Genomic DNA, 9913 nt, shown 5'->3' with positions numbered 1-9913 from the left:
GTCTTCATGATCGATGCCTCCAAGGGCTTCATGAAGGATGGCAACAAGAACCCGCCTGCGCAGCCAGGACATCCACAAAATCGTCGACACCTTCAACAAGCAGATCGAGATCGACCGCTACTCGCGCATGGTGCCGATGAGCGAGATCGCCGACCCGAAGAACGACTACAACCTCAATATCCCGCGTTACATCGACTCCTCCGAACCTGAGGACCTGCAAGACCTGTCCGCACACCTGCAGGGCGGTATTCCCGACCGCGACCTCGACGCGCTCCAGCCTTACTGGGATGCCTTCCCGCAGCTGCGCAGCCAGATCTTCACCCCGAATCGCCCCGGCTACAGCGACCTGGCCATCGACGTCAGCGCCGTGCAGCAGGCCATCTTCGACGCGCCCGGCTTCCACAAGCTCCGGGACGAAGCCACAGGACTGGTCCAAGACTGGTTCGCCACCCACCGCGACGCACTGGCCGGCATCACCGCCGACACCACACCGAACGACCTCATCGCCACCATCAGCGACGACCTGCTGGCCCGCTTCAAGCCGATGCCGCTGCTCGACGAGTACAACGTCTACGAGCAGCTCATGACCTACTGGCACGACACCATGCACGACGACGTCTACCTGATCATGGCCGACGGCTGGCAGGGCGCCGCCAAACCACGCAAGACGATCGAAGACAAGGAACGCAAACTAACCGAGACCCCCGATCTGGTCGTCGGTTCCGGTGGCAGCGCCACCAAGTACAAGATGGACCTCATCCCGCCCGCACTTATCGTGGCCCGCTACTTTGCTGATGAACAGGCCAAAGTCGACGACCTCACCGCTGCGGCAGAGGAAGCAACTCGCGCTGTCGAGGAGTACGTCGAAGAGCACGCCGTCGAAGACGGACTGCTTGCCGACTCTATGGACGACGACAAGATTTCGAAGGCGCTCGTCGCCGCACGATTGAAGGCCATCAAGGTTGGCGGCGATCCTGACGAGATCAAGGCACTGCATCACGTCACAAAGCTGTACAACGCCGAAGCGACCGCCAAGAAGGCCGTCAAAGATGCGCAAGGTGAGCTCGACCTCGCCACGCTCAAGAAGTACGGCGAGCTCACCGAGGACGAGATCAAGACACTCGTACTCGATGACAAATGGCAGGCGACAGTTGTGCGACGAGTCGCCGGTGAAGTCGAAGCCCTCACCCTCGACCTAGTCGCACGAATCCAGCAGCTCGGCGAACGCTACGCATCGACCGTCGCCAATCTCGATGCCGAACTCGACAAGCTCGAAGCCAGGATCGCAGGCCATCTTGCCGACATGGGAGTTGTGTCGTGACCGGGGCGTGGGCTACGTCAACAGTAGGCGAACAATTCGACGTTCAGCTTGGGAAGATGCTTGACGCAGCCAAGAATGTTGGCGTTCCGAAACCATATCTTGGAAATCGCGCGGTTCAGTGGGGACGGATCGATGTTTCAGTCGGTGGCATTGTTCCCATGACTCGTTCGGACCTTCAGCGCTATCGCTTGCGAGACGGTGACCTCCTGGTATGTGAAGGTGGCGACGTTGGGCGAGGGGCGATCTGGCGAAACGAGCTGCCCGAGTGCTACTACCAAAAGGCGCTTCATCGGCTGCGCGCGAAGAGAGGCTACGACGCGCGTCTGATGCTGGCCTTTCTGGAGTACTGGTCGTCAATTGGCGCCTTTTCTGATTTTGTGACTCAGACAAGCATCGCGCACCTTCCGCGCGAGAAGTTCGTTCTGATGCCGCTGCCGTTGCCTTTAGAAACGGAACAGCGTCGGATTGGTGATGCGCTCCAAGAAGCCGATGATCTGATCGCAGCCCTCGAACGCCTCATCGCCAAGAAGCAGGCGATCAAGCAGGGCATGATGCAGCAGCTCTTGACCGGTCGCACCCGCCTGCCGGGCTTCAACGGGCCACTGCGGAGCGGTGTTCTCGGCGACATAGCTGACGTCATAATGGGGCAGTCACCGGCAGGAGCCTCCTACAACCGTGATGGAGCTGGTGTGCCGCTCATCAACGGCCCCACTGAATTCACGGATCGGCATCCAACTGTTAAACAGTGGACCACTGATCCGGTTAGATTCTGCGAACCCGAAGACATTCTGATCTGCGTCCGCGGGAGTTCAACCGGACGCATGAACACCGCCGACCGGCCGTACTGCATCGGCCGAGGAATAGCGGCAGTCCGCGCGAAGGGCAGAAACGATCAGAATTACATCCGCTATGCGCTGGATGCAGTCGTCACGGAACTGCTGAAGCTCCAATCGGGATCAACATTTCCCAGTATTGACTCACGCGTTATCAGAGGTGGTCGTGTTCGCGTACCGGAGCCAGCCGAGCAACACAGCATCGGAGAGGCGCTCTGGGATGTGGACGAACAACTCGCCGCGCTTCACGTGCGTCTCGACAAGATGCGCGACATCAAGGCCGGCATGATGCAGCAGCTGCTAACAGGGCGCACGCGCCTACTTGTGGAGGCTACGTCATGAGCGCTGGCAAGTCCGTTCGCCTGTTCCTGGCTGACGGCACACCAGGTGGCCTACTCACGGCTGAGATCATGAACTGGACCGGTCACGTTGTGGCGGCGCCGCGTTCGGACTTGGCGGCACTGTTGCAGCGTCCGGAGGCGACGCGCACCGGTATCTACATCCTGCTCGGTGATGATCCGGACAGCCTTGGCGGGCAGAAGGCCTATATCGGCGAAGGTGACGACGTCAGCAAGCGGCTGTATCAGCACGCCCGCTCGGAAGACCAGAACGGCAAAGACTTCTGGGATCGAGCCATCATGCTGACGAGCAAAGACACCAACCTGACGAAGGCACACGCCCGCTACCTGGAAAGTCGGCTGATAACCCTTGCCTTGCAGGCCAGTCGGGCGAAGCTCACCAACGGCACCACACCTCCACCGATCACCCTGCCGGAGGCGGACGTGTCGGACATGGAGTACTTCATCGAACAAGCCAAGATCGTGCTGCCGGTGCTCGGGGTGAATATTCTGCGGTCACCACGAACGGCTCCCGCTGTATCCACCACCGATCCGGCAAATGGACGCACCAACTCACCGCTGTTCACCATGGCTCTACCCAAGGTGGGTGTGACCGCCACTGCACAGGTGATCGACGGTGAGTTCACCGTGTTCGAGCGGTCTGAGGCGCGGGCTTCCTGGACTGGTGTGGCCACCCACAATTACCGGCGGCTGCGCGAAAAACTGGAGCAGGACGGCACTCTGGAACCGGCGCCTGACGGCGCGAACATGCGCTTTACCCGCAACCATGTCTTCGCTAGTCCGAGCGCTGCCGCAGCGGTGGTGGCGGGCCGCGCTTCGAACGGCCGCACGAAGTGGATCATCCAGGGCACATCTACTCGGTATGGGCAGTGGGAGACCGAAGGTGTGGACGAGGCGATGAGCCGGGGGGCCGGTTCGTGAGTGACGTCGGCCAGCCTGAACGCAGGACCCAGAACCGCGTCGTCGCGCTGTTTCGCGACCAGCTCGGTTACGAGTATCTCGGCAATTGGGGGCACCGCGAGCACAACACAAACGTTGAAACCGATCTGCTCACCCAAAACCTCACGGCGCGCGGCTACGACGATAACCTGATCAACCGTGCGCTCGACCAGCTCGGCAAAGCTGCCTCGGTCGGCGCCGGTCACGACCTGTATGAAGCGAACAGGGACGTCTACAGGCTGCTGCGCTACGGCGTGAAGGTCAAGCCTGGCGTGGGCGAGCAGGCCGAGACGGTCTGGCTGATCGACTGGAAGAACCCCGACGCCAACCACTTCGTTGTCGTGGAGGAAGTCACCGTCGCCGGCCACCACACCAAGCGCCCCGACGTGGTGCTGTACGTCAACGGCCTGGCGCTCGCCACGCTGGAACTCAAGCGTTCCAAAGTCGCTGTGTCCGAGGGTATCCGGCAGACGATCGGTAACCAGAAGCCGGAGTTCATCCGGTCGTTCTTTTCGACGGTGCAGTTCGTCTTCGCCGGCAACGACGTCGAAGGGTTGCGCTACGGCGTCATCGACACGCAGGAGAAGTACTGGCTGGAGTGGAAAGAGCCGTCCGATGTCGGTGACCCACTCGACCGGGCACTGCTTCAAATGTGCAACAAGTACAGTCTGCTGGAGTTGATCCATAACTTCATCGTCTTCGATGCGGGCATCAAGAAGGGTCCGCGCCACAACCAATACTTCGGCGTCAAAGCCGCCCAAGGCCGCATCTCGAAACGCGAGGGTGGCATCATCTGGCACACCCAGGGTTCGGGCAAGAGCTTGACGATGGTGTGGCTGGCCAAGTGGATTCGCGAGAACGAACCGGATGCGCGGGTGCTGCTGATCACCGACCGCACCGAACTCGACGACCAGATCGAGAAGGTCTTCAACGGTGTCAACGAGCAGATCTACCGCACCACGAGCGGCGCCGACCTGATCAGCACACTCAACGCCAGCGAGGAGTGGCTGATCTGCTCGCTCGTGCACAAGTTCCGCGCCGCCGACAACGACAACGAGGACGACGCGGCGACCGCCGAGTTCATCAAAGAGCTGCAGGCAACCGTCCCGCAGGATTTCAAAGCCAAAGGCAACATCTTCGTCTTCGTCGACGAAGCCCACCGCACCCAGTCTGGCAAGATGCACACCGCCATGAACGCACTGCTGCCCGAGGCAATGTTCATCGGCTTCACCGGCACCCCGCTGCTCAAGGCCGATAAGGCCACCAGCATCGAGACCTTCGGCACGTTCATCCACACCTACAAATTCGACGAAGCCGTCACCGACGGCGTCGTGCTCGACCTGCAATACGAGGCCCGCAACATCGACCAGGATCTGATGTCGCCTCATCAGGTCGACAAGTGGTTCGAGGTCAAGACCAAAGGCATGACCGATCTATCCAAGGCTGAGCTCAAAAAGCGTTGGGGCACCATGCAAAAGGTCGTCTCCAGTGAGCCACGCGCCAAGCAGATCGTCAACGACATCCTGCTCGACATGGAGACCAAGCCCCGCCTGATGGATGGGCACGGCAACGCCATGCTCGTCGGTTCATCCATCTACCAGGCCTGCAAGTTCTACGAGCTGTTCTGCAACGCCGGCTTCAAGGGCAAGTGCGCCATCGTCACCAGCTACACCCCCAACGCCAGCGACATAGCCAAAGAAGACTCCGGCGAAGGCAAGACCGAGAAGATCCGCCAGTACGACATCTACCGCAAGATGCTGGCCGACTACTTCGACGAGCCCGAAGACACCGCGATGGGCAAGGTCGAAGAGTTCGAGAAGGCCGTCAAGCGCCAGTTCATCGAGAACCCCGGCCAGATGCGGCTGCTGATCGTGGTCGACAAACTGCTCACCGGCTTCGACGCACCCAGCGCCACCTACCTCTACATCGACAAGAAGATGCGCGACCACGGCCTCTTCCAAGCCATCTGCCGCGTCAACCGCCTCGACGGCGACGACAAAGACTACGGCTACATCGTCGACTACCAGGACCTGTTCAACTCGCTCGAAGACGCGATCACCGACTACACCTCCGGTGCACTGGACGGCTACGAGAAGAAAGACATCGAGGGACTGCTCTCCGATCGCATTGAGAAGGCCCGCGACGACCTTGACGAAGCCCTTGAACGTATCCGCGCCCTGGTCGAACCCGTTGCGCAGCCTAAGAGCACGCTGCTTTACCAGCAGTACTTCTGCGCCCTGGAGCAGGGCAACGCCATTCAGCTCAAGGCCAACGAACCCAAGCGCGTTGAACTGTACAAAGCTGTTGCCGCCGTCACCCGCGCCTACGCCAACCTCGCCAACGACATGACCACCGCCGGGTACAGCGCGGCCGAGGCCGAGGCGATCAAATCCGAGATCGCGCACTACGTCAACGTGCGCGCTGAGGTGAAGCTCGGTGCGGGCGAGGACGTCGATTTCAAGCAGTACGAGGCAGGGATGCGGTTCCTGCTCGACACCTACATCCACGCCGGCGCCTCCGAAGTCGTCTCCAATTTCGAGGACTCGGGCCTGATCGATCTGATCGTGAAGCTCGGTGCGGGGGCAATCGACAAGCTACCGACCGGGATCAAGAAGGACCCCGAGGCGGTCGCCGAGACGATCACCAACAACATGCGCAAGGTGATCATCGACGAGCACGCGATGAACCCGAAGTACTACGACAAGATGAGTGAGCTGCTCGACGCCATTATTGAACAGCGCCGCCAGCAGGCCATTGACTACCGGGAGTTCCTGGCCAAGTTGCTCGACGCCGCCAAGAAGCTCGGCAGTAAGGAATCCGATACCAAATACCCAGACTGGGCCGACAACGGCGCACGCCGCGCTCTGATCGACTTCGGATGGCCCGACCCTACGATGCCCATCCGGGTCGACACCGCGATCCTGACGAGCAAGCCGCATGACTGGGTTGGCAACACGATGAAGGAGAAGGTCGTCAAGAGAGCGATCAGCCGCACACTTCCTGACGATTTTGACCGGCTCGATGAACTGTTTGAACTGGTGAAGGCACGCAATGAATACCGCTAGCGCCTACCTCACCGTCCGCGGCATCGACATCGACGTCGTCTACAAGGACATCAAGAACCTGCACATCGGTGTCTACCCACCGACGGGCCGCGTGCGTGTGGCCGCGCCGCGGCGGCTCGATGACGACCAGGTGCGTCTCGCTGTCATCCAACGGCTGCCGTGGATCAAGCGTCAACGTGCGCAGCTCCGTTCGACCGACCGGCAGTCAGAGCGCGAAATGGTTACGGGAGAATCCCACTACGTGTGGGGTGTGCGCCGCCGGCTCACGGTCGTTGAGCGGCCGGGCCGTGCCCTCGTGGAGATCGATGGTGATCGACTGATCCTGTATGTGCCGTCTGACCGTAACGCCGAGCAGCGCCGCACCGTGCTCGACACCTGGTACCGGATGCAGTTGCGCGCGGCGATCCCAGCTTTGATCTCGACCTGGGAGTCGAAGCTCGCCACGCAGGTACCGGACTGGATTATCCGTCGCATGCGAACCAAATGGGGAACCTGCAATCGCGAAACCCGGCGGCTGACGTTCAACGTCGAGCTCGCCAAGAAGCATCCGGACTGCTTGGAGTACATCGTCGTTCACGAGATGATGCATTACTTCGAGCGCAACCATGGCAACCAATTCACGAAGCTCATGGATGAGGCGATGCCCGACTGGCGAACCCGACGCGATCGACTCAACGACGCTCCGCTCGCCGATGAGAAGTGGGGGTAGTAGCGGGGTGAGCGAGACCAGCCCGCTGCGCAGGATTCCTCCGCAGCAACGAAACATGACTGCGCATGTCCAGTAACAATTTTCCCGTGCAGACAACGAGTTCCCTTGGTCAGTTCTGGTTACCAAACCTCGGTGATTTACGTGTAACCGGAATGCTTGAGGTGGACGGTACCGAAGTCCGCCTTGACGTGAGCCCCGAACTAACACCACGGTTTTCGATAGAGGCGACCGGGTCTAGCGGGTCAACAATGAAGATGCGTGACGATCCTGACGACATGGTCGTCTTGGGATCCATCCCACTACGACCGAGCAAGATCACTTTGTGGGACTCGTACACAACCCGTCGCAGGTCCTTCCTTGGCAGGCCTAACACCGGCCCCTCCATGCAAAGGCTTGCGGCCACGTGGTGCATCGTCGGCGAACACCTGCCCGATCCTGATCTCCCGTTGCAGGGAATCCGCCCTGATGTCACGAACCTCGCCGAATGGGCCGCTATCCCCGCGCTTTCAACAACTGTCCATCTCGATGATCGGCTGAAGCTCGACTGGCACATGGATCTGCGAAACAAATCTCTCGACGCCGAACTCGTCGACGACGCAGGTTATGTCACGCTTGGTCCTTCCGTGACGCACCGACCCCCTGGCATTCGAGGCTTCCATGTCAAGGCAACCAGCCAATTGGAGTTCGAACTCTTCAACGGCTGGAGCATTACCGACGTGGGGGTGCGTGTCCTGAACCCGCTCGCCGACCTCATGACCCTGATCTCGGGCAAACCGTGCTCCATAAGGTCGCTAGACGTTTGGGCAGGCAAATGGTGTTCGGTGCATGGCTACCGCATCGACCCTTCTGCCCCTGAGGCGGCGGGTGAGCTACTTTTCACGCGGATGGACGTGGGCCTCGAGTTTCTTCCTCGATGGCTCGAGGTGCATCGTCGCACCACGCCGGTGCCGCAAATTCTCGCCGCCGTGATCCGCAACGAGTTCCCGACAGTTGAATCCGATGCGCTATCCCTGGCCACTGCCGTCGAGGCTCTCCACCGGACGCTCCATCCCGATGCTCGCCGGTTCAGCACTGAACAGATCGGCGCATCGCTGTCGGCGGTAGGCTCGTCAAACATACCTCCTGAGATCGCCGAGAGCTTCTCATCGGCGCTACGGAACTACTGGCACGAGTGCAGCTACCCACAGCGGGTGGCGGCGCTGGCCGGCCCGGTTGTCCAAGCTGTTCCAGCCTGTATTGGACGTCTAGGACGGTGGAAAAAAGAAGTTGTCGATCAGCGCATCGCCTTAGCCCACGGACTCGGGCAGAACGGCCTCGGTGGCGAAAGGCTCCGCCAGATGCTCGCCCTCAACCAGTCGCTGCATTGGATGCTGACGCTTCGTCTGTTGATCGAAGCTGGGGTGCAGGATTCTGTGCTCGCATCAGCGACCGAACAGTCGGAACGGTTCAGCAACCAGCGTGATAACTGGAACTCCGAATGGCCACGGATCTTCGCAGGATGAGGTTGCGTTACGCAGCCTGTCGTGAATGGAAGCCGCTCGCCGCTTGTTCGAAGCTGCTAAGCGTAAGGTACCGACGCGGCACGATATTCGCGGACTCTAGACCAACACCACCCCACAGTTTTGCCAAGGTGTCACAGTTGTGGTGAAAGATGGAGTGGGACAGGATGACTCGGCTACGAGGGCGCTAACTAGGTGCGCTAAACAACTCCCCTAGGCCGTCAGTAGGACCAGGGCTCTCCGTTCCGGTATCCATTTGCGATCTTCGGAGGAACCAAGTCGGCAAGTTTGTATGGCCCCGACCCCATATTGAGGCCGCCGGTAGTCTCCACAGTCTTCGTGATGCGGAAACCGGCTGCGAGCGGTTTCAGAGTGGGGTCATTAAGAGCCAGCATATTCCACAATGAACCAACGAAATTAGTCAGAGGTGACAGATTCGTTTGTTCATAGTCATGCTTCATACCGGAAAGAACAAGCGATTGGGCTTCAGCGCTGCCACTGAAGGCTGACCTGAATTCTTCCGACCACACGGGCCCCCTCATGAACTTTTCAGGCAACACCGCAGTTGTTCGGCCCCATGTCCCCAGATCTGCGACACATAACAGATCGAGTCCTTCACGGGGCGCCTTAACCAGGTCTCGGTCGAACTCATCCGTTATGGCTTTGACGTTTTCCTTCGGCTTGCTGCCCGGAGCCTTCCAATCGTGAGATTCACCGAGCAGTCCGAAGAAGACCGGCGGGATCAAGTGGGCCTGGAGAGTCGCTTCACGTAACTTCATGCCGCGCCGGAGGGCAATGCCCTCTTTGTACGCATCCTCGATGTCTTTTCTGCCGACCGTTCGCCTCACGCTGAAAGCGGCAGCCAAGCCAGAGGCAAGAATATAGTTTTTCTTGCGTAGCTTCTCCGGATAGTGAGGGTGGTAAACGAGGATGTCTGTTTCCTTCGGGAGCGACGTACCATCTTCGTTTTCGAGTAAGATGTACTTCCGCTTATCGACCTCGTATTGCGGCGGCAGCCACTCGGTGAGCACACCGTCCCAGAGTGACTCGACGACATGCCCGGTCTCCTGGGTGCGCCCCTTAGTACGGGCCATCTCTTGCTCACGCTCGTAATCCCTGACGATGGACTCATTCACGTCGGTAAGCCACTCGTGATGCTTGTGGATCATCCAGCCAGCCTAATAGATT

General features: G+C 59.9%; 7 protein-coding genes. 6 read left to right on the top strand and 1 reads right to left on the bottom strand.

Annotated features, from left to right (window positions below; all coding sequences use genetic code 11):
* The first annotated feature begins 37 nt into the window (after positions 1 to 37).
* The 6 genes from JOF57_RS30255 (at position 38) to JOF57_RS30230 (ending at position 8728) form a co-directional block, all read left to right on the top strand.
* On the top strand, positions 38 to 1321 hold the full coding sequence (locus JOF57_RS30255) for an N-6 DNA methylase (RefSeq protein ID WP_234938289.1): 1284 nt from the start codon (positions 38 to 40) through the stop codon (positions 1319 to 1321).
* Between the two features lie 56 nt (positions 1322 to 1377).
* On the top strand, positions 1378 to 2496 hold the full coding sequence (locus JOF57_RS31385) for a restriction endonuclease subunit S (RefSeq protein ID WP_234937754.1): 1119 nt from the start codon (positions 1378 to 1380) through the stop codon (positions 2494 to 2496).
* Positions 2493 to 3434: a GIY-YIG nuclease family protein gene (locus JOF57_RS30245; RefSeq protein ID WP_209915631.1), complete on the top strand. Its 942-nt coding sequence runs from the start codon at positions 2493 to 2495 to the stop codon at positions 3432 to 3434. Before JOF57_RS31385 ends, JOF57_RS30245 begins: the two co-directional genes overlap by 4 nt.
* The gene (locus JOF57_RS30240; RefSeq protein WP_209915629.1) at positions 3431 to 6517 is read left to right on the top strand and encodes a type I restriction endonuclease subunit R; all 3087 of its coding nucleotides are present in this window, start codon (positions 3431 to 3433) and stop codon (positions 6515 to 6517) included. The genes JOF57_RS30245 and JOF57_RS30240 overlap by 4 nt, the downstream gene beginning before the upstream one ends.
* Entirely contained in the window at positions 6504 to 7226 is a 723-nt protein-coding gene (locus JOF57_RS30235; protein ID WP_019345316.1) for a M48 family metallopeptidase, read from the top strand. Before JOF57_RS30240 ends, JOF57_RS30235 begins: the two co-directional genes overlap by 14 nt.
* A gap of 65 nt (positions 7227 to 7291) precedes the next feature.
* On the top strand, positions 7292 to 8728 hold the full coding sequence (locus JOF57_RS30230) for an ApeA N-terminal domain 1-containing protein (RefSeq protein WP_209915627.1): 1437 nt from the start codon (positions 7292 to 7294) through the stop codon (positions 8726 to 8728).
* A 218-nt stretch (positions 8729 to 8946) separates the two neighbouring features.
* Here JOF57_RS30230 and JOF57_RS30225 read toward each other — a convergent pair whose 3' ends face one another.
* Entirely contained in the window at positions 8947 to 9894 is a 948-nt protein-coding gene (locus tag JOF57_RS30225; RefSeq protein ID WP_019345318.1) for a DUF6602 domain-containing protein, read from the bottom strand.
* Between the last annotated feature and the right edge of the window lie 19 nt (positions 9895 to 9913).

Origin of the sequence: Mycolicibacterium lutetiense, from assembly GCF_017876775.1 — a bacterium.
Taxonomy (GTDB): domain Bacteria; phylum Actinomycetota; class Actinomycetes; order Mycobacteriales; family Mycobacteriaceae; genus Mycobacterium; species Mycobacterium lutetiense.
Note: the sequence above shows the minus strand (reverse complement) of the source record. Positions and strands in the feature narration are given on the sequence as shown.